Source organism: Megamonas funiformis (assembly GCF_010669225.1).
In the GTDB taxonomy this organism is placed as follows: domain Bacteria; phylum Bacillota; class Negativicutes; order Selenomonadales; family Selenomonadaceae; genus Megamonas; species Megamonas funiformis.
In genome coordinates, this window is sequence record NZ_CP048627.1 from 1508760 (window position 1) to 1535184 (window position 26425).

The following is a 26425-nucleotide window of genomic DNA, read 5'->3' on the forward strand; positions in this document are numbered from 1 at the left end:
TTTTCTCTAATAATATTTATATACTACATATAATATACTCATTGTGCTAGTTCATTTTTTATTGTATAAACTAATAAACATTGTTCCAATCTTAATCGAAATTCTAAAATAGATTGTACTCTTATTCTTTCTATATCAAATAAATTTACTAATTTAGAAAATACTGTCTCTATATATTTCCTTTTCTTTTTTAGAAATTTACTATTTTCTTGTTTCTTTTCTTTCATATTTTTTCTTGATGGTGTCCAAAACCATATTCCTTCTTTTTCCAATTTCTTTTTTAATTTATTACTTAGATATCCTTGGTCTGCTAAAATATATTGACATCTATATTGTCTTAACAAATCTTCTACCATTTTTATATCATGTTTAGATGCTTTACTCAATGTATATGCCCAAATGTGTCCATCACTTCCTACTTCAAAGCTACCTTTCAATCCATAATAATATTGCTTTTTAGTGGCATTATAGCCAATATCTGCATAATCTGTAAGTACTTTACATCTTTTATTACGAATAGGTTGACATAATGGTAGTGGTAAACTGTCAATAATTGTGTATTTAGGATTATTTGAATGTTGTTTTAATATACCAATACGTATCCATTGCAAAAAACAAAAAGCATTATTGCAAATACGATTAAAACGTGAACGCTCAGGAAGAGAAGATTTAGGAAAAATATTATTTTGCAAAAAGTAATAAAAACGAAGCTGAGTAGTAATTTTAAGCTCAACTTGCCAACAAAGTAAAGAAATAACAAGGACATCATCTAATTTACAGTGCTGAATATTTCTGCGATGGCGAATAGAAGAAGGAACATATTTTTGGTATAAAGGTTGAATAAATTTGTACCAATTTAATAAATGGGATTGAAATTTTAAAGTATTTAGCTTACAATGAGATTGGTTCAACATTAGATACACTTCTTTGTGATGAAATACTTAGAAATGTACTCTTGTTGAACTTTTTTTGCAAGTAAAAATTTTAACTAGCACAATACGTATTATTATATATTATGGTTTAGTACCTGCTGTAATAACTAAAATCAAATTCATTTTGACAATTATTATTTGTAGTATATATACTAGATACGTTGCTATCTCCAGACCGGCAACGGGAGGAGGTGTTTCAGATGGAAAATTTATTAGTATCTTTCATGGTGTCTGTTATGGCAAGTGTCGCTTCGTATTACATTTGTAAATGGATTGACGGACGCAAATAGCAATAATCCTGACCGCTTTGGCGTTAGCGGTATATAAAATTTATCGCAAGAGGCTTTATGATGTTGCCGCATCATAAAGCCTCGTTTTTTTATAAAAAAATACCGTGAAGTTGCCGCTTCACAGTATTTTTGTTCCAGATGGAAATACATCTATTAGTATCTTTGTATTTATATTATATCATTTTATATTAGTTTTTCAATAGATTAAACATCTTTTTTTCTTCTGGACAATCCATTTTCTGCTGATAAATGTTGAACACAATTCATACTAACGTTATGCCTATGTGCGACATCCTCATTAGAATACAGAAATTTTTCGCTATAGTATAGCGTTTTTTTTTATAAATCGTCTAAAAATGTGGCATTTTAGGTGTTCTATAAATTGGGTTGCTCTGTAACTATACCAGCTTTGATATTTTCAACTTCTTATTTTTCGGCTAATAGATAATGAAAATATTTTCATACAGTTTTAACAAAATATAATAACTGTCTATATAATATATACGTTGCTATCTCCATACCGGCAACGTAATCGGTAATTACCTAAGCAAATGGATTGATAGACAACATAAATAGCAATAATCCTAACCGCTTTGGCGTTAGCGGTATATAAATTTATTGCAAGAGGTTCATGATGCTGCAACATTATGAGCCTCGTTTTTTGTCTCCTATGGACTAATCTAATATTATCTTTAGTATCTATATTATATGATAGATTGTATAATGAAGTGCGACACCTAGAAAAATAAAAAACTCATTATGAATTTTCGTGTAAAATAAAGTTACCACACAAAACCTACACGAAAGGAAAATTCATAATGAGCTATCATCATCTTACCATATCTGAACGTATTCGTATAGAGGTTCTTTCTATATTAGGTTATTCTACTCGTTTTATTGCTAAATTTTTGCAGCACCAAACTTTTTAACTAAAAAATTAATCAATTTCGGTGATGCTCACAAGGAACAAACAGATTTATATCTTGCTAATATAAAACAAGATAAATTTTACAAAAAAGATTCATTTATCATCATTACATGGCTTTTATTTTATCCACTAGGTATCTTCTTAATGTATAAATATAGTCTCAAGCTAAGAAAATTTAGACATTTATTTAATATCGTACCTTTAATTGTAATTGCTCTAGCTAACAAAACCATAGCTATGATTTTAGGTTTATGTATACCTTTTATCTTCATTCCTATTTTTACCATCAGCCTTTTTTATTGCTTAGTTAGAACAAGATATTTCATGCCTTCTTGTGCAGGTATTATTGCAAGTTGTATCGGATTTTTAGTATTTACATTCTTTCATATTTAATAATTAATAAATAAAAAAAGCTATTTGAGCATATATCCATTTTTTAGGATAATCTCAAATAGCTTTTTTATTAATCTTTAATCATTTTATTTATCAGTCATCATTGCCAAACATAGCCATAATCATCTGTAAAAGTCTTAAAATCTCAATATAGAGCCATACAAGAGTTAAGAGTAAACCAAAAGCACAGAAGTATTCATAGTACTTCGGAGCCCCATAAGCTACAGCTTGTTCAATATTATCAAAGTCTAAGAGCAAATTAAATGCTGCTACACCTGCGATAATAAAGCCAATCGCTATACCAAAAATACCACTTGTTGGCATCATATGGAAACCGAATAAACTTGCAATGATATTCACGAAATAGAAAATCGCTACAGCACCTGTCATGGAAATAATCACAGAACGTACTGTTTCTGTAACTTTTATAATACGTGTTTTCCATAAAACAAGCATTAAAATCATTGTAGCCAAAGTAATTCCTACTGCAATAGCAGAAATACCAAAATACATTCTTTCAAATTGAGCAGAAATAATACCAAGCACTGCACCTTCAAAAACAGCATAGCCAGGTGTTGTCATTGGTGCTAAATGTGGTTTAAAGCAAGTAACAAGCGTTAAAACTACACCCACAATCATACCTAATATCAATACACCATAAGCAGCTGGGCTATTGGCTAAAAATACACCTGAAGCAATTGCTGATGCAATAGTAACAAGTGTCAAACCAAATGCCTTTGTAATCGTGCCTTTCAAAGTGGCAGGAGAATCTACATATTCCGTAGACGCCTTGCCTATTATTTTCATAGCTGGATTTGCCATTAAAATCCTCTCCTTAAACATACATAAATTCTTTCTTTTTATTATATCATACTATTTTATAGTAGAATAGGTAAGATTTATTAAATCTATATTAAATTTAAATCAAAAATTCATGCATATCTATTCAGGAAAATTATATATTAGTTAAGTATCTTTAGATATACTCAAAATTTTAACTTATAGTTTTTGTACTACTTCTAACAATCAATTTAGGTTCTAAAATAATGATTTTACTATCTATATTTTCTTCACTATTTACTAATTGATTAATTACTTCTGTTGCCTTTTGCCCAATTGCATCTATCGGTTGACGAACTGTTGTCAAAGGAACTTCTAATAATGACGCAAAAGCAATATCATCATAACCCACAATAGAAATATCTCTAGGTACTATTAAATTATGTTCTTTAATACTAGCTAATGCCCCCATAGCTGAGAAATCATTTGCTGCAAATATTGCTGTTATATTTTTCGCTAATAAATTATCACAGCCTATTTTCCCTTTTTCAAAAGAATAATCACCTTCAAAAATTAGATTTTCATCTATTTTTATACCATTATCCTTCAATGCTTGTTTATAGCCTGCTAGTCTTTGTCGTGCATCATCTAAAATTAAAGGTCCAGTTATACAGCCTATTTTTTTATGCCCTAATTTTATCAAATGTTCTGTCGCTAAATATGCACCTTGCAAATGGTCAACACTGATTTTATATTTGCCAATATCAAACATATCACGGTCAATTAGACAATATGGTATCTTATTATCCTCTAAAAAATTTATGCTTTCTTCAACTTCTTTTTCCGTGCTATTAGCTGCCATACTCAAAAAGATACCATCGACCATATAATCACAGAGCATTTTTAAATGCTTTAATTCTTGTTTATGATTATTATCTGAATTACAAATCAATAAATTCCAGTCATATTTATGACATTCATCTTCTAAAACTTTAGCTGTATATGAAAAAAACTGATTTCTAATATCCGGTAATACAAAACCAATGATATTGCTTTGCTTTTTTACTAAGCCTACAGCCATCTTATTTGGTCTATATCCCATTTCTTTTACAGCTTTAGCAATGATTAATTTTGTTTCTCGAGGAATATGATTTGCTTTATCATTTAATACCAAAGAAATTGTTGTAACTGAAAAACCTGTTTTTTGTGCTATATCCTTGATAGTAACACGTGACTTCATATTTATTCAAACCTTTATTATTTATTTATAAATATTATAGAAAAAATGTTTTTTCAGTTCAATCCACTTCTGCAATTTTAGGAATAGAAATGCTTGCTCCTTTTCTTGATACTGTAATTGAAGACGCTTTACTTGCTTTTTGTAAACTTTCTTCAATGGATTTACCTTGTTGTCTTAAAGCAATGAAATACCCTGTAAAAGTATCTCCAGCAGCTGTCGTATCTACAGCATCAACTTTATATGCAGGTTGGAAAATATTTATATCTTTATGACGATAATATGCACCTTTATCACCAAAAGTTAAAATAATTTCTAATTCAGGATATTTGCTAGCTAAACTATCTAATATATCTTCAACTTTTTCTTTATCAGCTAAATATGCCCCTTCATGTTCATTGACAAAAATTCCATCTATTGCCTGCATATTATATTTGTTAAGATTTTCATTGATTGGTGAAGGATTTAGATAAATTTTCATTTGTTTAGCTTTTGCTACTTCAATAATATAATCAATATTGGAAATTTCATTTTGTAAAATTAAAATATCACCTTGTGCAAAATCTTGCATCGCTTCATCAATATAAGCTTTATCCACTTCATAATTAGCTCCATGAAATAAAATAATGCAATTCTGTCCATGTTTATCAACTTGAATAATAGCCTGTCCGCTTGCTGTCTCTACTGTTTTAATCAAAGATGTATCTACATTATTATCTTTTAAAGCTTGTAATAAAATCTCTCCATCTTTACCAACACAACCAGCATACATGATATTTCCGCCAGCTTTAGCTACCGCAATTGACTGATTTAAACCTTTACCGCCTACACTTTCACTAAAACTTACGGAGTCGATAGTTTCTCCGCCTTTTACAATTTCTTCAACAGCATAAACCTTATCAATATTTAACGAACCGAAATTTAAAATCTTCATAAATAACTTCTCCTTTATTTTTATCTATTTTAATAAAACGTTTTACTTAATTTTTAAAAACTATAATTATAGTACAATCATTTTTTCAATTAGTCAATATTATCTAAAAATAAAAAATTATTTATAAGAAAAAAGCTTTCTACATAGATAAAAAATCTTGTAGAAAGCCTTTTTTATTTTACAAGCTCTATTAATTTTTGTTTTACTGCTGGTAAAAAGAATTTACAGTTTCTCATCTGTGTTTCACTGATACCAAAAGTTTCGCCATCTTCAATCAAAGCGATTAAATTATCCACAGCACCAGCCATTACACAAAGTTCTTTAAATGTAAAATCATTTACATGATTAGTAAATTTATCTAAAGATAAATGTGCTAAATCTTTTGCTTTTTCTTCTTCTTTTTTAGAAGTCAATCCAGCAAAGTCAGTCTGTAAAAAAATACTTAAAGCAAATCTTATTACATTTGCTTCTTCTCCAGAAAATAAAGCCTTTTGAGAATTTAATGGTAACATTTTAAAACCTCGCTATTTATGTATTATACTAAATATCAATGTTTTTCATTATACCATAAATTCTATTGTTAATATATTATTATTTTGTCAAAGTAACTGTATCTATCTGTGTATTATCTGGCAAATAACAATTAAAAGTTAAACTATTTTCATCAGCTTCTAAAACTAAATAATTATTAGTTTCTGGCTGTGGTGGTACATATTCATCAAGTGGATTTTTATGCCATAAACTTGGATAACGTACATTACCTGCCACGCCTGTGAGTATATACAACGTTCCCTGCTCATTTTGTGCAAAATCTCTGATTAAAGCTCTACGTCTATAAGTGTGTAAATGTGCTGTTAATACTGCATCAACATCATATTTATCAAATATCAGCATATAGATTTCACCATGTCTGGAAAAGCTTATTTCATCACCTAATGGTTTTGCATCTCTGCCATAATTTAGAATATCTCTATGCATTAATACAACTTTCCATTTTTTATCTGTAGTAGCTAAATCATTTTCTAGCCATTTAATCTGTTCATTCAATAAATCTGGCTCAAATTCTGCCATTTCATCATCTTGAGTATTAATCACAATAAAATGAACATCACCATAATCAAATGAATAATATTGATTTTGATATTTATCATTGCCATTTGTTGGTAATTTAAACATTTCTAAATACACATTTGGCATAGCTACTTGCCAATCAGTAGTATAAGTTTCATGATTTCCCTGCACTGGTGCTACTGGTATATTATTTACCATTGGTTCTACACCATCAAACCAGCCATTCCACTGCACTAAATCATATCCATTATCTACTAAATCACCCATATTTATAAAGAAATCACTATCTTGATTATTTTGCCATGCATTCATTGCCAATGATTTCCATTCAGTATAATCATTTGACTGAGAGTCAGGGAAAATCAAAACCTTGAATTTATTATTGTTTTCTTTGGCTGTTTTTAATTTATACCAATTACTGCGATTATTTTCAAAGCCTAATCTATAATCATAGACCATATCATCTTTTAAATTTTCTAAAGTTACAGCATAAATATAAATCTTCTTATTATCAATATCTAAAACACTTTTCTGTGGTTTAGCTTGTAAAATTTCATCTTCATTTTCTTGCTTATACTCTAAAATAAAATCTTCTCTATCATTCAAAGATTGCCACATAATAGTTCTACTATTAACACTATCTTTTGTAATTACTTGATGTAAATTCATATATTCTTCACTATTTAGTAAATTATATACTTTTGTAGCAAAAAATATCTGTTCTATTTTATTTCTAAGTGGTGAATATGACATTATTCCTACTGTACAGATAATTATTAATAACAATACACTAATAATTATTCTTTTTTTCATTAAATCACCTCATATTTTTTTATCAAACATTTTTCCCCATTTCATATGCTTCTTTCATAGCTTTAGTGCCTTTTATTTCTCCTTTTTGCCAAGCACCCACACCATAAATAACGCCTTTTTCATTTGGATTTTCTAAACAATCTAATAAGCCTCTAAAGCATTCAATACTTTTTTCCATCATATTTAAATCAGTCTCTGCTGCTGTGATTATAAAATAAAATTCTTTATTACTTAAATTTGTATATTGAGGCACAATTCTATCAATTAAAGTCTTCATCTGAGCATTAATTGTATAAAAATAAACAGGACTAGCCATGACGATAACATCAGCTTTGAGTAATTTAACTAAAATCTCTTTCATATCATCTTTTTGCACACATTCATGTGTAGTATTGCAAACACCACAACCTGTACAATATTTAATATTTTTATCTGCTAAAAAAATTTTTTCTACATCATGACCAGCTTCAGTAGCACCTTTCATAAATTCATCACATAAAATATCAGAATTTCCATTTCTTCTTGGACTAGCTGACAATATAACAACATTCTTTTTCATTGTAATCTCTCCTCTAAATAATACATTTCTTTTGTTATTTATACTATAAACCTTAGAGTAAACTTCATGTCAATAAAAAAATGCTTAAATATTTATTAATTCATAATAAATACTTAAGCATTGTATCTCTTATTTCCAAATTAACTGCATTAAATTTTTATACTCATTATTCAAATGTTTTATAATCACATCAAACATAGTATAAATCAAGTTACCTTCTTTTTCTATTTCGTTGAGAAGAATACCGCAATCTAAAATTAAATTATCTTCATTGTCAAAATAATATTTAAATGATTTATATGTTTTATTTAATTCATTTATCCCTATTCTTAGTTCTGTTTCATTATCTTTATTTAAAGCCTTAGCTGCTACAAAAACCCTTATCATGCCATAAATACTATCATCTAAAATAACAAGTACAGGCAATTTTTGTCCTTTAATATCAAGATTTGAACGAAAAACTACTGTATTAAATTCATTATTTTCAAATTCATTTACTTGAAAACTATTAATATTTTTTTCCTCTAAAAATTTTTTAAATGCTTCAGCTCTATTATTCATTATATATAACTCCTCTCTTCATCAATAGTTTTATATCTATTTCACAATTTCATATGGCCAATTTACAATACCACCAAAATTATAAACATTTACATAACCCATCTTAGCTAATTTAATTGAAGCGTCTGTAGCTCTTCTACCACTTCTACAATAAACTAATATCATTTGTTCTTTATCAGATAATAATTCTTGTAATAGTTTATTATCAGGGCTAATTTCTTCATTTGGCAAAGATATAGCATTCTTAATATGACCATCTTCATATTCTGGTTTAGTTCTTACATCTAAAATCACATAATTTTCTTCACTGTCCATAAACTGTTTTGCTTGTTCAGGATCAATTTGTCGAAAGCTGATATTTTCACCTACATCTACAACTTCATTATCAGCTTTTGCTATTTGATTAAAAGCTATTAAACCCATACCTAATACCATAACTACTAATATATACTTCACATATTTAAACATAATTACACCTCACCAACGTTTAAACAATTCATTTTCTACTACTTCTGGATGATGATATTGTTTATCCTTTAAATTATAACTGCCAAAATTAATCGCCTGCATTGGACACCACTGAATACATGCTAAACAGTATATACAATTATTATTTGACTTAAACTTTATTTTTCCTGCTTCTTCAATGATATTGTTTGTAGGGCAAAGTTTTACACATCGCTTGCAATGAATACAATTCTTTTTGACTGTCTTCTTTTGTAAACATTTCTTTATAAATAACCATGAAAAATATTTCTTTATTACATACCACCATGATTTTTTCACTAAAACATTATTGTTAGTCTTACGTTGATTTAATTCTTCTGCAATTTGCAATACTTTATCTTTATACGTATTCAATGAGCTATAATCGTATTTTTTACCCCAAAAACTTAAGATATTATCTGGTAAATATACCTCATTTCTATATGCTAAATCTATATTTTTAGCTTTTAATAAATCTTGCATTGTTATAAAACTATTTCCTACTTTACCGCCACAAGTAACTACAGCATAACAATATATTTTCTTATCGCTTTTTATCTCTAATTTTTTTATAAAATCCTGCATTAAATCTAAAACATCATAACAATGTACAGGAAAAACAAATCCCATTACACTATCATCATGCTTATAATCTTTTAAAGTGCTGATATCTTGCATTTTATCTTGTGTTAAATATGCCAATAATTTCGCTACTTGATACGAATTTCCAGTTCCTGAAAAATAATATATCATTACTTATTAAATTCTCCATTTCTTTTATTCCTTAAATAGATTTTATAAATTCCTATAATACGCTCCCCATTTATTCATCAAGTTTATTATAGGCTCTATTGTTTTGCCTATTTCCGTCAAGGAATATTCCACTTTAGGTGGAACTACAGCGTAGACTTTGCGAGATATGATTTTATCTTTTTCCAATTCACGTAAATTAGATGTTAATACTTTTTGTGTACAAGGAATAGCTCTATTTAATTCTGAAAATCTTTTTGTTCCTTTTAACAATTCTTTAACTACTAATATTTTTATCTTTGTCCCAAAAATTTGTAAAGATACAGCTACATCACAAGGTAATAATTCTTTTTCCATATTGCTCCTCTTCCATTTCTTTACTATCTTTGAAGAAACTATAATACTTTAAAGTACCTTCTTCATAAACATTTTTATCCATGATATTATTATAACAAATTTACAAATCTATATCAGAAAGGATTTTTATGATGAAAATTCAACAAATACGCAACGCTACTTTAATCATAACGTATGCAAATAAAAGATTTCTAATTGATCCGATGTTTGCACCTAAAGATTTTTATCCACCAATACCAAAATGTTTTAATCCCAATACTAAATGGCCGCTTGTAGATTTACCCTTTGCCATTTCCAAAATCATTGATAATATTGATGCTGTAATTTTAACACATTATCATATCGACCATTTTGATGAATTTGCAGTTCAGGCACTACCTAAAAGCTTAAAAATCTACGTTCAAGATGATATTGATAAACAATTATTGATAAATCATGACTTTACTAATATCGAAGTTTTAACAAAAGAAGGCAATTCATTTGATGATATCAAACTCTATAAAGTTGATTGTCAACATGGTATAAAAGCTCTAACAGTGCCATATTTTGAATTTACGAGTAATTATTTTAACATGAGTGTACGCTATGAAGCTATGGGGGTTATTTTCCAACATAAAGATGAAGAAACTTTATATCTAGCTGGCGACACTATATTTTGTGATTTTGTTAAAAATGCTATTGCTCAATATGCACCTGCTAAAATTATCATCAACTGTGCAGATGCTCAATTTGAACATAGTGGCTCTATCATCATGGGAACTGATGATATTTTAAAACTTCATCAATATGCTCCTAATTTAAAAATAATAGCTAGTCATTTAGATACTGTAGGTCATGCCACTTTAAACCGTCAACAATTAAGCGAATTTATCACTCAACATAAATTAACCGATTATATCTTCGTACCAAAAGACGGAGAAATAATCTAAACGAAAATACATTTATCAGAAAAATCCCTTTAAATATTGAAATTAATTATCATTTTTATTATACTTGATATATAAATTATATATCCTAAAGAAAAGAAGTGATATTCTTGCAAAAAGAACATTTTGATATCACAGGTATGACATGTTCGGCTTGCTCTAGTAGAGTAGAAAAAGCTGTCGGTAAATTACCTGGTATAATCAATCACTCGGTGAATTTGCTAAAAAATTCTATGGTTGTGGAATTTGATGAAAAATTATTATCCATAAATGAAATTATTCAAGCTGTAGAAAAAGCTGGTTATGGTGCTTCATTGCATCATAATCAGTCTTTGGGCAAACAAAGTCCTACAAAAATTGAAAATAAAGCAGAAGATATTCATACACAAATGAAAAAACGTTTATTTATCTCTATTATTTTCATGTTACCTCTATTTTATATTTCTATGGGACATATGTTTTCCTTACCTATGCCCTCTTTACTTCTAGGTACAGAAAATGCTCTTTCGTTTGCTTTTACTCAATTTTTATTATTAATTCCTATAGTATTTGTCAATTTCAAATATTATAGCGTAGGCTTCAAAACATTATTTCAACTTTCGCCTAATATGAATTCTTTGATTGCCCTTGGTTCAAGTGCTGCCATTATCTATGGTATTTATGCCATTTATAAAATAAGTTTTGCCTTAGGTCATGGAGATTTATCTACAGCTCATCATTTCAGTATGGATTTATATTTTGAATCAGCAGGTATGATTTTGACCTTGATCACCTTAGGAAAATTTCTCGAAAGTAGAGCTAAAAATAAAACATCTGATGCTATCACCAAATTGATGAATTTAGCACCGAAAACAGCTCTTCGCTTAGAAAATAATCAAGAACAAGAAATTTCTATTGATGATGTAAAATTAAATGACATTCTAATCGTCAAAGCAGGTGCAAGTATTCCTACAGATGGTATTATTATTGAAGGTCATGGCGTTATTGATGAATCTTCACTCACTGGTGAACCTATTCCTTGTGATAAAACCATTGACCAAACTGTAATTGGTGGCACAATCAATAAATCTGGCTATTTTAAAATGCGTGTTACTAAAATTGGCGAAAATACTACTTTAGCTCAAATCATAAATTTAGTAGATGATGCCACTAGTTCCAAAGCACCTATTGCCAAAATCGCTGATAAAATCAGTGCCATCTTTGTTCCTATTGTAATAACACTTGCTATTATTGCCACTATCATCTGGCTATTTAAAGGCGAAAGTTTAGAATTTGCTTTATCTATTGGTATCTGTGTATTGGTTATTTCTTGTCCTTGTGCTTTAGGACTTGCTACACCTACAGCTATTATGGTAGGCACAGGTAAAGGTGCAAGTTTAGGTATTTTATCTAAATCAGCCCAAGCTTTAGAAACTCTTCACAATATCAATACAGTTGTTCTCGATAAAACAGGCACAATAACTCAAGGCAAACCTCAAGTAACAGATATTTATACTTCAAAAGAAGTAACACTTCAACAATTATTGACCGTTGCCTCTTCATTAGAAAAATTATCTGAACACCCTTTAGGTGAAGCCATTCTTCAAGTAGCAGATAAACACAATATATCAACTTTAGCTGTAGAAAAATTTAAACAAATAGCAGGGCAAGGATTATCCGGTATTATTGACAATTCCATTTGTCTTGCAGGTAATCAAAAATTATTAATCGCTCATGATATTGAAAATGAACAGCTATTTTCCCTAGGTAATAAATTAGCCCAACAAGGAAAAACACCTTTATACTTCACTAAAGACGATACAATTCTTGGCTTAATAGCTATCGCCGATACAATTAAAGCAACAAGTCCTCAAGCTATTCAAGAATTAAAAAATCTCGGTATCAATATCTATATGTTGACTGGTGATAATCAACTCACAGCAAAACAGATAGCTAAGCAAATAAATCTTGAAGAAAATAATATAATTTCTGATGTATTACCTCAAGATAAAGAAGCTAAAATTCGTCAACTCCAAAATCAAGAGCAAAAAGTAGCTATGGTAGGTGATGGCATAAATGACGCACCTGCACTTGCTCGTGCTGATGTTGGTATTGCTATCGGTGCCGGTACAGATATTGCTATTGACTCCGCTGATATTATTTTAATGAAAAACAATTTACTAGATGTAGTAACTGCTATAAAATTAAGTAAAGCCGTTATCAAAAATATCCGTGAAAATCTCTTCTGGGCATTTATCTATAATATCATAGGTATTCCTATTGCCATGGGCTTATTTTATACTGCTTTTGGTTTAAAACTAAATCCTATGATTGGTGCTCTAGCCATGAGTTTTAGCTCCGTTTTTGTCGTAACTAATGCTCTTCGTTTGCGTTTTTTCCAAAATAATTATCAAACTTCATCCATAAATAAAGATAATTCATCTACTGCCATAAATATTCAAGCAATAGATTTAAATACATCAAAAGGAGACGATAATATGGGATTATTAAATAATTTATTCCACAAAAATAGTGAAAAACAAACTGAAAAAATCATATCTATTGAAGGTATAATGTGCCAACACTGTGTAAGACATGCCACAGAAGCACTAGAAAAAATAGATGGTGTCAGTGATGTAAAAGTAAGTCTTGAAAATAAAAATGCTGTTATCCATGTAAATCAAAATGTTACAGATGAACAAATAACTAATGCCATTGTTGAAGCAGGCTATGAAGTTACTGCTATAAAATAAATAATATAAAATAATTAAAAATCCTTTCTATAATCTATTGAAAAATTTTAAGTCTATGTTATAATATTAAAAATCATATTTTATAGAAAGGATTTTTTTATGTTTAAAATACTTGCAAAAATCATTTGCGTTATAACAATTTGTTTATTCACTACAAATTGCACCTCTGCTGAAAATTCAACTTCATCAAGCAATCAAAACACTTCCATGCAAACAACTCAAACAACAAAAAATTCCATTGATTTATCTTCTTATTTTGAAAATATTAATGGTACGGCTGTATTTTATACACCTGATACAAATACATATAATATTTACAATGATGAATTAAGCACCAAGCAATCTTCTCCTTGCTCCACCTTCAAAATTTTTTCCACTTATGTAGCTTTAGACAATAAGACTATTGACGCTAATAATTCTCTTCGAAAATGGAATGGCACTATTTACTGGTATGATGCATGGAATAAAGATATTGATTTAGATACAGCATTTAAAACATCTTGTGTTTGGTATTATCGCCAAGTCATTGATGAAATCGGACAAGATACTATGCAAAAATATATCGATAAGTTCGATTATGGCAATAAAGATATTTCTGATTGGGACGGAAAAACAGATTTAGATGATGACCCTAGAGATTTAAAAGGATTTTGGTTGGGAACTTCTTTGAAGATTTCACCATTAGAACAAGTACAATTATTAAATCGCCTATTTTCTGCCAATGAAAATCCTATGGCTTTAGCTAAACTAAAAGAATTAATGTTAGTTTATGAAGATAATAACACTGGTCTAAAAATTTATGGCAAAACTGGTTTTGGTAAAGTAAACGGTGAAAATATTGATGCTTGGTTCACTGGTTTTTATGAAATAAATAATCAACGAACATATTATTCTGTACGTTTAGATGACCCTAAAAATCCTCAAGCATTAAGCTCCACTGCCAAAGAAATCGCTATTAATATCATTAAAAATCTAAACAAATGACAAAAGGCTTTTCTTAGTATCATTTTTCTCTACTAAGAAAAGCCTTCTTTATTATTTATTTAACATACGCATTGCTCTTACAATTACTTCTTTATACTCTCTTTTTATTCTACTTGCTAATAAATAACTTATGATTGTAGCCAAAATAGCAAATACCCCACCTGTGATACCTACGCTGTTTAATCCTGCTAAATCAACAGATAACGAACCAGCAAAGGAACCTACAGCAATACCTACATTATAAGAAGATGATGTAAGTGAACCTGCTAATGCTAAAGTTCCTGGATAAAATTTCTTGGACACTTGTAAATAATACATCTGTGTTGGTGTGTTTAATAAATACATCAATACACCTAAACAGCAGATAACCACACTGCCTAAAATAAATGATTCCATAGTAAATGTTAATAAAATAGAAAATATTGCTTGTCCTGCAAATATCATCCATAAAATACGCATACCGCCCCAATAATTGAGCATAGGAGATAACAAATTACTAATCATTGCCGCTACACCAAAAATAACAAATGCTAAAGTCAATAAATTAGCAGATAAGCCCATTTTATCTAATAAAATTGGAGATAAATAAGTATAGAAACAATATGCAGAAGAACCACTTAAAATCATTGCACTTACTGCCATAATAATTCGTCTATCTTTTAATAATACTAATTGTTCCATAATATTATTAGTTGGTGGTAAGTTTTTCGTTGGTAAAAATTTAATCATTAATAATAACAATAGAATACTAACAACAACGATAAAAGCAAATGCTACACGCCAACTTGCAAATTGTACGATAAACATACTAAATGGAACACCAAATACTGAAGCAATATTAAAGCCAGCAAAAATCCAAGATATTACCGAAGAAGTGTATTTTCTTGGGGCAACATCTGGAGCAAATGTCATTGACATTGAAATTAAAGCACTAGACACAGCTGCCAAAAATATTCGTGAAGCCAACATAACTGGATAATTAGGTGCTAACATACAAGCCACATTACCTAGTGTAAATAAAAACATTAAGCTTAAAACCGTACGATATCTAGGAAATCTTGATAGATATGCCGTAATCAAAGGTGCACCCACTGAATAAACTATGGCAAATGCAGAAATCAATAAACCTGTTTGCGTGATTGATACATTCAAATCTTCTGCAATATTCGGCAAAATACCAATAACCACATATTCACAAGTACCCAATACAAAACTAAGCATAATCAACATGATTACTCTGATATTAAACATAATGTTATGATCTCCTTTACTATTTTTTTATTTATATTCCCTGTACTTATTATTAGTAATAATAAGTAATTTAACTCGTTAAACGTTTACTATTATATATATTTTTTTTTATAAATACTATGCTTTCATATATTAAAAACATTGCTAAATGTCTTTTCTTTTTTACACAATAAACACAAAATTAAAAGAGCAGATTTTAAAATCTACTCTTTTTCTCAAAATCATTTAATTTTATTTATTAATTTACCGATTGGAGGAATTTCACAAACTACTTCATCTCCAGATTTTAACCATTTTCCTGGTTTATATCCCATGCCCACACCTGATGGCGTACCTGTAGCAATGATATCTCCTGCTTCTAAAGTCATTCCTTGTGATAATTCTGATACTACTTTTGGTATATCATTTAAAAATAATTTTGTATTTGAATTTTGACGAAGTTCCCCATTTACACTGCATTTTATATCCACTTCTACAGGAAATGGCAAAGCTGATTTATGCAAAATAACAGGGCCCATAGCACTATAAGTATCTAGAGATTTTCCCTTAAACCATTGCATATGTTTTAATTGCAATCTACGTGAAGAAAAATCATTAAAAATGCTATAACCAAAAATATAATCTTCTACTTTATCCACAGGTATATTTTTGCCAGTTTTACCTATGATTACCGCCAATTCCACTTCATAATCTAAAGCATTATCTATATCCAAACAAGCCTGTACATCTTCATTTGTACCGATTATTTTAATCGCACGCTTGCCAAAATAAACTGCATCATTACTTGTTTTCTTAAAATTTTTTGCACGTTCACTAGCTTCTTCTAAATGAGCTTGATAATTTACACCCACACATAAAATGTCATGTATTGGTCTCTCTATTGGTGATAATAATTTAACTTCACTCAATTTATAGCTCTTAAAATCATTATTTTCATCATCTAATTTTGTCTGTATATCTTTTATATCATCTTCATTTAATTGTTCAATCACATCTTGCATACAGCAAAAAGTTTTATCTGCATATAAATCATTAAGTGCTATTATCTTATCTTCATCATTTGCTAAAACACCTATCAATTTCTTATCTTCTATTTTAAAATTTACAAACTTCATTATCCTTCATTCCTTTCCTTACTTACTAACTAAAATATATATTATACATTTTCAATCCAAAATCCTTCTATTTTATAATCCTATTCAACAAATAGGTTTTAATGAAAATAAATTTATATAATTATTTCACCAATCTAAATTTATTATTGTATTTGCTCTAATAAATTATTTTATATTCATCTTGACATTATATACTATTCATACTAAAATAATAGTAAATAAGATATAAATTTCTTTTATTCTTTTAATTTATAAATATATTTTAAATCTATATATAAACAAGTAATTATCATATTTTCATAAACTTTAAACCTACTATAAAAGTAGGATAGGAGGATATATTTCATGACTAAATCTCTTTTAAATATTACGGACTTATACGCTAGTGCTGAAGATAAAACAATTTTACAAAATTTAAATTTAAATATAAATAAAGGTGAAACTCATATTTTAATGGGCCCTAATGGTGCAGGAAAATCTACATTAGGCAATGTCATTATGGGTAATTCTCAATATAAAGTAGACCGTGGAAGTATATTTTTCAAAGATGAAGATATTACTTCTACTAGAACTGATGAACGTGCTCAAAAAGGATTATTCTTATCTTTCCAAAGCCCTATAGAAATTCCTGGTGTTTCTATCTCTCAATTTATCCGTACTGCTATGGAAACAAAAGAAAAAATCCGCCTAAAAGCTTTTCGCGATAAATTAAAAACTGTTACTAAGACACTCGGTATCAATGAACAATGGATTAATCGTGAATTAAATGTAGGATTTTCTGGTGGCGAACGCAAAAAAATTGAAATGCTTCAATTATTAATGCTAAATCCTAAATTAGCTATCTTAGATGAAACAGACTCTGGTCTTGATGTTGACGCTGTAAAAACTGTTTCTCGCGGTATACAGACATTCCAACAAGATGACCAAAAATCTTTATTAATCATCACTCACAACAGCAAAATCCTTGAATATCTCCATATTGATTATGTTCATATCTTAATCAATGGAAAAATCATCAAAACAGGAGATGCTTCTTTAATAAAAATCATCAACGAACAAGGCTATGAACCTCTTATCACTGGACAAGGAGAATAAAATCATGAATGAAGCAGAAAAAAGACAAAATGAATATATAAATCAAACTGCTGAACGTGTAGAAAATCGTTATGATTTTAAAAAAGCAGAAAAAGATGCTTATCGTCTCAAAAAAGGTCTCACGCCAAAAATCGTAGAAGAATTATCTGCTAAAAAAAATGACCCTGAGTGGATGCGTGAATTTCGCTTGCGTTCTTTAGAAATCTACCACAGCTTAGATGTACCACCATGGGGACCATCTATTGATGATTTAAATATCGACAATATCGTAACTTATGTAAAACCAAATACTGATATGCAAGGTTCATGGAAAAATGTACCTGAAGATATCAAAGACACTTTCGATAAATTAGGTATTCCTCAAGCTGAACAAAAATCCCTAGCTGGTGTCGGTGCCCAATACGACTCTGAGGTCGTTTATCACAATCTCAAAGAAGAAGTTGCCAAACTAGGTGTAATTTATACAGATATCGAAACTGCTCTCAAAGGCCCTTATGAACCTATGATACGTGAACATTTTATGAAACTTGTAACACCTCGCGATCATAAATTTGCAGCCTTACATGGTGCAGTTTGGTCTGGTGGCTCTTTCGTATATGTACCACCTGGAGTAAAAGTGGACATTCCACTTCAATCTTATTTCCGCCTAAATGCAGCAGGTGCAGGGCAATTTGAACATACTTTGATTATCGTAGATAAAGGAGCTGACCTTCACTTCATCGAAGGCTGTTCTGCTCCTAAATATAATGTAGCTAATTTACATGCTGGCTGTGTAGAATTATTCGTCGCTGATGATGCAAAATTGCGTTACTCCACAATTGAAAACTGGTCAAAAAATATGTATAATCTCAATACAAAAAGAGCAAAAGTAGGCAAAAATGCTACTATGGAATGGATTTCTGGCTCATTCGGCTCTCATATCTCTTACCTTTATCCAATGACAATTCTTGCAGGTGAAAATGCCAAAGCAGAATTTACAGGAATTACATTTGCAGGTAAAGGGCAAAATCTCGATACAGGAGCTAAGATGGTGCATAATGCCCCTCATACATCTTCTTTAATCAACACAAAATCTATTTCTAAAGATGGTGGTGCTAGCACATTTAGAAGTTCTGTCGTTGTAGCCAAACAAGCCCAGCACAGTAAAGCCCTAGTTTCTTGCCAATCTTTAATGCTCGATAATATTTCTCGTTCAGATACCATTCCAGCAATGGACGTGCGTACAAATAAAGCCAGTGTCGGGCACGAAGCCAAAATTGGTCGCATTAGTGATCAAGCTGTATTTTATCTCATGAGTAGAGGTCTAAGTGAAGCCGCTGCTCGTGCTATGATTGTAAACGGATTTGCTAATCCAATATCCAAAGAATTACCAGTAGAATATGCTGTAGAAATGAATCATTTAATTCAATTAGAAATGGAAGGTGCCATTGGCTAAAAGGAGATATGACTATGAATATAAAATTTGAACATGCAAATAGTTTACCAATGCCAACATGGCGTTGGTTAAAATTAAATGATACAACTATATCTTATGATAATATAGATAAATTAACTCCCCTCAAACCTCAAATCATCAATTCCACGGAAAATATTTCCCTAGCTTCACAAAAAGATATAACTTTTGCCAACTTTCCTCACATCACTACTGGTATCGGCTCAGATGCTGATAATTTTGTAGTAAATAATGCTAGTAACAAAAACTATTTCACTATCAAAGCAAATACAATTACCCAAAAACCCTTAATCTTTATTTATGATTTAACCGATAATCTTGATTTAATTGATGATAATTATATTTACGCTCAAGAAAATAGCCAAGCCACTATAATTATCGTTTACAATTCACCTTATCATAATCAAGGTTTTCATGCGAGCAGTACAAAAATTTTTGCTGAAAAAAATGCTCAAGTTAAAATAATTCAACTCCAAACACTCGGCAAAGACTATTTTAACTTTGATGATATCGGCACACTTGCTCAAGAAAATGCTCGTATATCCATTCAACAAATTGCTTTAGGTGCAAATAAAAATTATCTAGGTGCAAATATTGATTTACTACAAAATAATGCACAACTAAATTTCCAAACAGATTATTTAACTACTAAAAATCAAATGCTCGATATGAACTATATTGTCAATATCCTAGGTCAAAAGACTAAAACTAATTTAACGACAAATGGTATCTTAATGCATAACGCTCAAAAAACACATCGTGCAACTTTAGATTTTAAACAAGGTTGCAAAGGTTCTATAGGTACAGAAGCAGAAAATGTATTATTACTTGATGAAGATATCCACAATAAATCAATTCCTCTAATTCTCTGCGGTGAAGATGATATCGAAGGCAATCACTCCGCTGCTATCGGTGAAATGGATAAGGAACAATTATTTTATCTTCAAACTCGTGGCTTAAATGAAAGACAAATTCGCCAAATGCAAATTGACTCCAAACTTCAATTAATCACAACAAATTTACCTGAAGAACTTCATGCTTATATTTCCACTTATCAACAGGAGGCTTTCTATCATGAAAACTAATTTTCGCCAAGATTTCCCTATATTAAATGATGAAGCAAACCCTGTCGTTTATTTAGATAGTGCTGCTACTACGCAAAAACCACTAAGTGTGATAAAATCCCTAGAAAATTATTACACATCTCAAAACGCAAATCCCCTTCGTGGTCTTTATAAATTGAGTGCTACTGCTACAAGTGAATACGAACAAGCTCGCCACAGCGTAGCACAATTCATCAATGCCAATGAAGATTGTGAGATTATCTTCACTAGAAATACTACTGAATCTTTAAATCTCATCGCTTACACTTACGGCATGGAAAATATCCAAGAAGGCGATGAAATCGTAATCTCCATTCTTGAACATCATAGCAATATACTTCCATGGCAAATGATAGCAAAATTAAAAAAAGCTACATTAAAATATATGTATATAAATGATGAAGGTATTATTTCTGATGAAGAAATTCAAACAAAAATCACACCTAAAACAAAAATAGTTTCTATCACTCAAGTTTCAAATGTCTTAGGCATTGCCACTCCCTTAAAAGCTATAATAAAAAAAGCTCATGAAGTAGGTGCTATCGCCATTGTTGATGGTGCTCAAGGTGCTCCTCATATGGCAACAGACGTCCAAGATTTAGATTGTGATTTTTACGCATTCTCCGGTCATAAAATGTTAGCACCTATGGGAATTGGCATCTTATATGGAAAAAAATCCATACTTGAACAAATGCCTCCATTCTTACGCGGTGGCGAAATGATCGAAACAGTATCCGAACAAGATGCTACATTTGCCCCACTTCCAGAAAAATTTGAAGCTGGTACACCTAACGTATCTGGAGCAATAGCATTAAAAGCCGCTATCGAATATATAAATCAAGTAGGATTTTCCTATATTGAACAACAAGAAGAAAAATTAATGAAAATCGCCATGGAAGAATTATCTAAATTGCCTTATATCACCATTTATGGCTCACCAGATTATAAAAAGCATAAAGGTGTATTGAGCTTTAATATTCAAGATATTCACCCTCATGACGTATCTTCACTTGTCGATTATCATGGGAATATAGCCCTTCGTGCAGGCAATCATTGTGCTCATCCATTATTAAAATATCTAAATGCACAATCAACAAATCGCATAAGCTTTTATTTCTATAATACAAAAGAAGATGTTTATCAATTCATTGAACAAATAAAAAAAGTAAGGAGTTATTTAGGATACGATGTTTAATCTCTATAATGAAATCTTAACTGAACACAACCTTCACCCTAATAATAAATGTTCACTAGCAGATGCTACACATCACCAACACGGTATCAATCCTAATTGCGGTGATGAAATCACGCTCTCCTTAAAACTCAATAACAATATTATTGAAGATGCTAGTTTCCAAGGTTCAGGTTGTGCTATTTCCCAAGCTTCCACAGATATCATGATTGATTTAATGCTTGATCAACCAATCGACAAAGCTAAAGAATTATGTCGTTTATTTATTGGCATGGTTCAAGGCACAATCACTGATGAAAAAGAGCTTGCCCCTTTAGATGAAGCTCTTACCTTTAAAAATATATCCAAAATGCCAGCTCGTGTAAAATGTGCCGTACTTAGCTGGCATACTATGGAAACAATCCTAGACAAAGCCCTCCAAAGCTCTCAATAAATAAAAAGTATCATCTTGATTTAAATAGTTCAAAACTAAAATTAAGATGATACTTTTTTATTTTATCTAAAATTTACCAACCAAAATCAAGAAAAATCTCGCTAATCCTTGATAAATAAACATTTTCACTAAATCCCTTCAAATCTCATTATTGCTGGTAAAAAATAAGTAAAATCCTTGTTTATCAACACTTTTAATAGTACAATAAAATCATAAAGATTAATTTTTCTAGCATTTAACTTTAACAAGAGTTGTATTTGAATAGAGAAAGTAGTTCATGGTAGTTTATCTGATTTTAAATTTAACTTTAACAAGAGTTGTATTTGAATGAGTTATTTTTGAAGATGAGGATAATAAAGTATCCGAATTTAACTTTAACAAGAGTTGTATTTGAATCTGTATTTTCTACCAGCAAATTTAGCACCGCCATCTATTTAACTTTAACAAGAGTTGTATTTGAATTTTTTTATATATTCACCTCTGTTGTTAAATCTCCATATTTAACTTTAACAAGAGTTGTATTTGAATATGTATTAGATAAACTTGTTGAGAAAAATTATATTTATTTAACTTTAACAAGAGTTGTATTTGAATATATATTGGAAATACTGTGGTCCGTACTATGTGGCAATTTAACTTTAACAAGAGTTGTATTTGAATTCTGTAGCTTTTTCCACTATAAATTTACCTTTTATCATTTAACTTTAACAAGAGTTGTATTTGAATTCTGTAGCTTTTTCCACTATAAATTTACCTTTTATCATTTAACTTTAACAAGAGTTTAAATTAAGTAATAAAAGAAAGCCTTTAAATATAAGTATTTAAAGGCTTTCTTTTTATAAAAAATCTCTAAAAAACACATAAAACTCTTTAAAAATTAAATAGTAGTCAACAAATAGACAACATTCATCACATATTTTAGATTAAATCAATAGCTTCTTTTAATTGTTCAATAGTTTTATGTGTATAAACTTTTTCATTAATGGTTTTCCCTACATGTCCTAATATTAGATTTTTTATATTTTCTTTTACATCTGCATTATCTAGTAATGTATTACAAGTATGTCGTCCATCATGTGGAAGATGGTTTTTTATAGCTGAATTTTCTGATTTACGCCATTTATAAGCTAAAGTAGCATACGGCAATTTTTTTCTTTTTATATCACCTGTAATTAGGTATGGATTATTAAATTCATTAGCCATATCAAAAAAATATTTTATAAATGGATAAATTTTTTCTGCTATAGGAATACGTCTATTTATCCCCATACTTGTTTTTGCTCCACCAATAATATATTTTTTATCTAAAAAAACATTACTTAGCTTAATGTCTAATAATTCACTTGGTCTTAGACCTGTGTATGTTAATATTAAAGCAATTTTAACAATATAATCTTCAGTATTTTTCCATAGAATTTCTAATTCTTCTTCGCTAAAAGGTTTGTGTATATCACTCTTTATTTCTGATGGAAGTTTAATAAATTTAGCGTAATTTCTGTCAACTAAATTAAAAGACATAGCATATTTATATAACAAACTAAATAAATTTTTTATAGATTTTTTACTAGCATATCCAAGAGATAAATTATCTATTATTTCCTGGATATGTGCAGTTTTTATGTCTCTAAATTGCATTTTATGTAATTTAGAACAGTGTTTATACGCAGCTAATGGCATTTTCTGATTATTTTTTAATCTTTGTTCAGCTAACATATTATATAAATCTTCTAGTGTATATCTTCGTTCTATAATATCATAGGGATCTTTATTATATTCTGCTAAAGCAATTAGTCCTTCACTCTTAGTTTTAAATGTTCCTAAAACCATACGGATTTGCTTTCCATCGTCTGTCCAACCTTTCGTAACTTTAACAATCCAGGGTTTACGTCTTTTGCCAGAAAGCTTGGATACAGAACCATATCCATTTGGTAATTTCATAATAAATTCCACCTTTTATTATTTTAGAATTTATTTGATTAATTTTATTACTTATGATATGATTAACTAAAAGAAGAGAATAAACTGATGTTTCGCCACGTCAGCCCTCTTCTGGAAAATTCGTAAAGTGAAGAAGAGGCTGTCCGTTATGACGGCTTCTTTTTTATTTCAAATTTAATTGAGATAAGAAAGAATAGTAAATATCAGACTTAATAAAGAAATTATCAATGATAAAACTTCATAAGTTGTCATATTTACCACCTCCCTCGTTAGAGAGAGAACCGACACATCAATTTATTCTCCGTTTCATATTGTACCATAAGGACAAGCGAAAAGCTTGTCTTTTTTTATGCACGAAATAAAGAATAAATTATATTAATCAATTTAAGTAATATCAACCAAATAACTTACTAAAGAACCCTTTTTTAGATTTCTTTAATTGTTCATTTAAGTTTTCATTTTCATCAATAAGGTCATTAATTTTTCTTTTTAATCTCTCATTTTCTAAATGTAAAGTTTGGATTATTTCTTGTAATTTATTATTATCATTCTTTGCTAATAATAATTCATTTTCTTTTTGTTTATTTACTTCAGCATATTGTAATCTTTTAAAGTGCATCGCTAATGCAGTTGGTGTACTAGCATTATAGTGAGCAAATTTATTACAAATTAGATTATCACTGGTATGACCGATTGCTGTAAAAATAAACAAACCTGAATCATACATAGTTTTTATTAATAAAGGATTGTTGAAATCCAATAAATCATATTTATTTCCGCCACCACGAATAATACAAATACAATCAACAGATTCCGTTTCATAAAGCTCTTTTATTTCTTTAGCAATATTCTCCGCAGTAAGTGTTGTAAAACGTTCTTTTATTATATAATTTGTATTTTTTAGTATTGATTTAAAATCATGATATCCTTTTCCTGTTTTATTATTGGAAATAACTCCCATATATCGAATATCTGAAAAAGAATATTGCTCATATTCTGGTGATATATCCATTTTATAAATTTCATCATACCAGGTATCAATTTGTTGCTGATACTTGGTTTTTTTCCTTGTAACATAGATTGCATCAGCTAATAATTGAATTTCTCCATGTCCTTTATATATAGATAAACTACCTGTTACCAAAATTCTAGTATTTTCTAAATCATCATGAAATGCCTTATAATATACTACTCTTAGTTTTTCTGTTCCTTTTACAGAATCAGTCAAATATATAACAGTAGTAGTATCTGACTTGTATACAGAATAAACATCACCTTCAAATTTATATCTAGTATTAAAGTTTTGAAAATCAATTTTAGAATCTATTTCTTGAAATAAGTTTGTTAAATTTGTAGAAAAATGTCTTAAGTATTTTAATTGTTCAGGAGTAAATCTTGCATATCTTAAATAATCATTATAATCTACAATATTCTCATCAAAAAACCATACTTTATTAGCAACATCATAACCTGCAACATTTCTATTATTAAGATTGAAAAATCTTTCATTATATTTTCTGTTTAAGTCTTTTATTACATTTGCATATTTTCTATCTGAAGTATATCTAATCATCTTCTTCATCCCTACTAAATAACTCGAAATAATGTTTTCTAATCCATTCATGTACAGACGGAGATAAAAATTTTTAAATTGCTATCTCGTTGTCTGTATTTTTTTTTGTGCTATTATCTTCTTTTTCTTTATTTTTACGTTCTTTTTCATACAGTAAATAATTTAAAAACTGTTCCACAGATGCTTTGGTTTCAGAATCTGCTGTATTTAATTTAGCTAATAAATCATTCTCATCAATATTTTCTGGCTTTATAACATTTGTTCTACCTAATAAATAATCAATACTTACATTGTAAAAATCAGCAAATTTTATTAATAATTCATAATCAGGTACTCTTTTATCATTTTCATATTGACTATATCGAGCAGAAGATAAATTAAATTTTTTTAACAGATCCGATTGTTTTAATCCATTATTAAGACGTAATTCCTTTAGTCTATCACCTAACATCGTATCACCTCATATATATTATAATCTAACATATAGTTAAATTTAACAATCCTTACAATTAGTTAGAAAAAATATCGACTTCTAACTA

General features: G+C 29.3%; 25 protein-coding genes, 1 pseudogene and 1 CRISPR repeat array. Of the genes and pseudogenes, 10 read left to right on the top strand and 16 right to left on the bottom strand.

The window, feature by feature from the left end; genetic code table 11:
* Positions 1-38: 38 nt before the first annotated feature.
* Complete coding sequence (locus GXM21_RS07625) at positions 39-914, bottom strand: IS982 family transposase (protein WP_163604700.1); 876 nt, start codon at positions 912-914, stop codon at positions 39-41.
* A 1126-nt stretch (positions 915-2040) separates the two neighbouring features.
* Between GXM21_RS07625 and GXM21_RS13235 the strand changes: the two are divergent.
* Positions 2041-2133 (top strand): annotated as a pseudogene (locus GXM21_RS13235) (helix-turn-helix domain-containing protein); the annotation flags it as partial.
* A 161-nt stretch (positions 2134-2294) separates the two neighbouring features.
* Positions 2295-2543 (top strand): hypothetical protein, encoded by a 249-nt coding sequence (locus GXM21_RS13040; RefSeq protein ID WP_244263866.1) that lies wholly within the window; start codon positions 2295-2297, stop codon positions 2541-2543.
* Between the two features lie 93 nt (positions 2544-2636).
* On the opposite strand, the gene GXM21_RS07635 is transcribed toward GXM21_RS13040, so the two are convergent.
* The 10 genes from GXM21_RS07635 to GXM21_RS07680 all read right to left on the bottom strand — a co-directional run bounded on the left by GXM21_RS07635 (position 2637) and on the right by GXM21_RS07680 (position 10091).
* Positions 2637-3365, bottom strand: coding sequence for a Bax inhibitor-1/YccA family protein (locus GXM21_RS07635; RefSeq protein ID WP_008537597.1), 729 nt, complete (start codon positions 3363-3365; stop codon positions 2637-2639).
* Between the two features lie 172 nt (positions 3366-3537).
* A complete protein-coding gene (locus GXM21_RS07640) occupies positions 3538-4563 on the bottom strand; it encodes a LacI family DNA-binding transcriptional regulator (protein WP_008537596.1) in 1026 nt (341 codons plus the stop codon).
* Positions 4564-4621: 58 nt separating this feature from the next.
* On the bottom strand, positions 4622-5494 hold the full coding sequence (locus tag GXM21_RS07645; protein ID WP_008537595.1) for a ribokinase: 873 nt from the start codon (positions 5492-5494) through the stop codon (positions 4622-4624).
* A gap of 173 nt (positions 5495-5667) precedes the next feature.
* The gene (locus tag GXM21_RS07650) at positions 5668-6006 is read right to left on the bottom strand and encodes a hypothetical protein (protein ID WP_008537594.1); all 339 of its coding nucleotides are present in this window, start codon (positions 6004-6006) and stop codon (positions 5668-5670) included.
* Positions 6007-6085: 79 nt separating this feature from the next.
* Entirely contained in the window at positions 6086-7378 is a 1293-nt protein-coding gene (locus GXM21_RS07655; RefSeq protein ID WP_008537593.1) for a purple acid phosphatase family protein, read from the bottom strand.
* A gap of 22 nt (positions 7379-7400) precedes the next feature.
* Entirely contained in the window at positions 7401-7937 is a 537-nt protein-coding gene (locus tag GXM21_RS07660; RefSeq protein WP_008537592.1) for a flavodoxin family protein, read from the bottom strand.
* A 129-nt stretch (positions 7938-8066) separates the two neighbouring features.
* Positions 8067-8498 carry a thiamine pyrophosphate-dependent enzyme gene (locus tag GXM21_RS07665; protein WP_008537591.1) on the bottom strand — a complete coding sequence of 144 codons (432 nt, stop codon included), beginning with the start codon at positions 8496-8498 and terminating at the stop codon, positions 8067-8069.
* 36 nt (positions 8499-8534) lie between these two features.
* Positions 8535-8966: a rhodanese-like domain-containing protein gene (locus GXM21_RS07670; RefSeq protein WP_008537590.1), complete on the bottom strand. Its 432-nt coding sequence runs from the start codon at positions 8964-8966 to the stop codon at positions 8535-8537.
* 9 nt (positions 8967-8975) lie between these two features.
* Entirely contained in the window at positions 8976-9737 is a 762-nt protein-coding gene (locus tag GXM21_RS07675; protein ID WP_008537589.1) for an EFR1 family ferrodoxin, read from the bottom strand.
* Positions 9738-9779: 42 nt separating this feature from the next.
* A complete protein-coding gene (locus GXM21_RS07680; protein ID WP_008537588.1) occupies positions 9780-10091 on the bottom strand; it encodes a winged helix-turn-helix transcriptional regulator in 312 nt (103 codons plus the stop codon).
* 128 nt (positions 10092-10219) lie between these two features.
* Between GXM21_RS07680 and GXM21_RS07685 the strand changes: the two genes are divergently transcribed.
* The 3 genes from GXM21_RS07685 to GXM21_RS07695 all read left to right on the top strand — a co-directional run bounded on the left by GXM21_RS07685 (position 10220) and on the right by GXM21_RS07695 (position 14733).
* Positions 10220-11020 carry an MBL fold metallo-hydrolase gene (locus GXM21_RS07685; RefSeq protein WP_008537587.1) on the top strand — a complete coding sequence of 267 codons (801 nt, stop codon included), beginning with the start codon at positions 10220-10222 and terminating at the stop codon, positions 11018-11020.
* Between the two features lie 98 nt (positions 11021-11118).
* A complete protein-coding gene (locus tag GXM21_RS07690) occupies positions 11119-13749 on the top strand; it encodes a heavy metal translocating P-type ATPase (RefSeq protein WP_249068202.1) in 2631 nt (876 codons plus the stop codon).
* 99 nt (positions 13750-13848) lie between these two features.
* On the top strand, positions 13849-14733 hold the full coding sequence (locus GXM21_RS07695) for a penicillin-binding transpeptidase domain-containing protein (RefSeq protein WP_008537584.1): 885 nt from the start codon (positions 13849-13851) through the stop codon (positions 14731-14733).
* 51 nt (positions 14734-14784) lie between these two features.
* On the opposite strand, the gene GXM21_RS07700 is transcribed toward GXM21_RS07695, so the two are convergent.
* Together GXM21_RS07700 and GXM21_RS07705 are read right to left on the bottom strand one after the other, a co-directional pair.
* Positions 14785-15984, bottom strand: a complete 1200-nt coding sequence (locus tag GXM21_RS07700) for an MFS transporter (protein WP_008537583.1) — start codon at positions 15982-15984, stop codon at positions 14785-14787.
* 221 nt (positions 15985-16205) lie between these two features.
* The gene (locus GXM21_RS07705) at positions 16206-17099 is read right to left on the bottom strand and encodes a fumarylacetoacetate hydrolase family protein (protein ID WP_008537582.1); all 894 of its coding nucleotides are present in this window, start codon (positions 17097-17099) and stop codon (positions 16206-16208) included.
* A 345-nt stretch (positions 17100-17444) separates the two neighbouring features.
* Here GXM21_RS07705 and sufC point away from each other — a divergent pair, with 345 nt between their 5' ends.
* Genes sufC through sufU form a run of 5 tightly spaced genes read left to right on the top strand, consistent with a single transcriptional unit; the run spans position 17445 to position 22375 of the window.
* The gene (gene sufC / locus GXM21_RS07710; protein WP_008537581.1) at positions 17445-18194 is read left to right on the top strand and encodes a Fe-S cluster assembly ATPase SufC; all 750 of its coding nucleotides are present in this window, start codon (positions 17445-17447) and stop codon (positions 18192-18194) included.
* Between the two features lie 4 nt (positions 18195-18198).
* The gene (sufB, locus tag GXM21_RS07715; RefSeq protein ID WP_008537580.1) at positions 18199-19629 is read left to right on the top strand and encodes a Fe-S cluster assembly protein SufB; all 1431 of its coding nucleotides are present in this window, start codon (positions 18199-18201) and stop codon (positions 19627-19629) included.
* Positions 19630-19643: 14 nt separating this feature from the next.
* Positions 19644-20732, top strand: a complete 1089-nt coding sequence (locus GXM21_RS07720) for a SufB/SufD family protein (protein ID WP_008537579.1) — start codon at positions 19644-19646, stop codon at positions 20730-20732.
* Positions 20722-21945: a cysteine desulfurase gene (locus GXM21_RS07725; protein ID WP_008537578.1), complete on the top strand. Its 1224-nt coding sequence runs from the start codon at positions 20722-20724 to the stop codon at positions 21943-21945. The genes GXM21_RS07720 and GXM21_RS07725 overlap by 11 nt, the downstream gene beginning before the upstream one ends.
* Positions 21938-22375, top strand: coding sequence for a Fe-S cluster assembly sulfur transfer protein SufU (sufU, locus tag GXM21_RS07730; RefSeq protein ID WP_008537577.1), 438 nt, complete (start codon positions 21938-21940; stop codon positions 22373-22375). The genes GXM21_RS07725 and sufU overlap by 8 nt, the downstream gene beginning before the upstream one ends.
* A 233-nt stretch (positions 22376-22608) precedes the next feature.
* A CRISPR array of direct repeats spans positions 22609-23167; the repeat unit is 30 nt; unit sequence ATTTAACTTTAACAAGAGTTGTATTTGAAT.
* A 126-nt stretch (positions 23168-23293) separates the two neighbouring features.
* On the opposite strand, the gene GXM21_RS07735 is transcribed toward sufU, so the two are convergent.
* The 3 genes from GXM21_RS07735 to GXM21_RS07745 form a co-directional block, all read right to left on the bottom strand.
* Complete coding sequence (locus GXM21_RS07735) at positions 23294-24313, bottom strand: tyrosine-type recombinase/integrase (protein WP_008537576.1); 1020 nt, start codon at positions 24311-24313, stop codon at positions 23294-23296.
* 394 nt (positions 24314-24707) lie between these two features.
* Positions 24708-25886 carry an exodeoxyribonuclease VII large subunit gene (locus tag GXM21_RS07740; protein ID WP_008537574.1) on the bottom strand — a complete coding sequence of 393 codons (1179 nt, stop codon included), beginning with the start codon at positions 25884-25886 and terminating at the stop codon, positions 24708-24710.
* Positions 25887-25959: 73 nt separating this feature from the next.
* The gene (locus tag GXM21_RS07745; RefSeq protein WP_008537573.1) at positions 25960-26337 is read right to left on the bottom strand and encodes a helix-turn-helix domain-containing protein; all 378 of its coding nucleotides are present in this window, start codon (positions 26335-26337) and stop codon (positions 25960-25962) included.
* Positions 26338-26425: the final 88 nt, after the last annotated feature.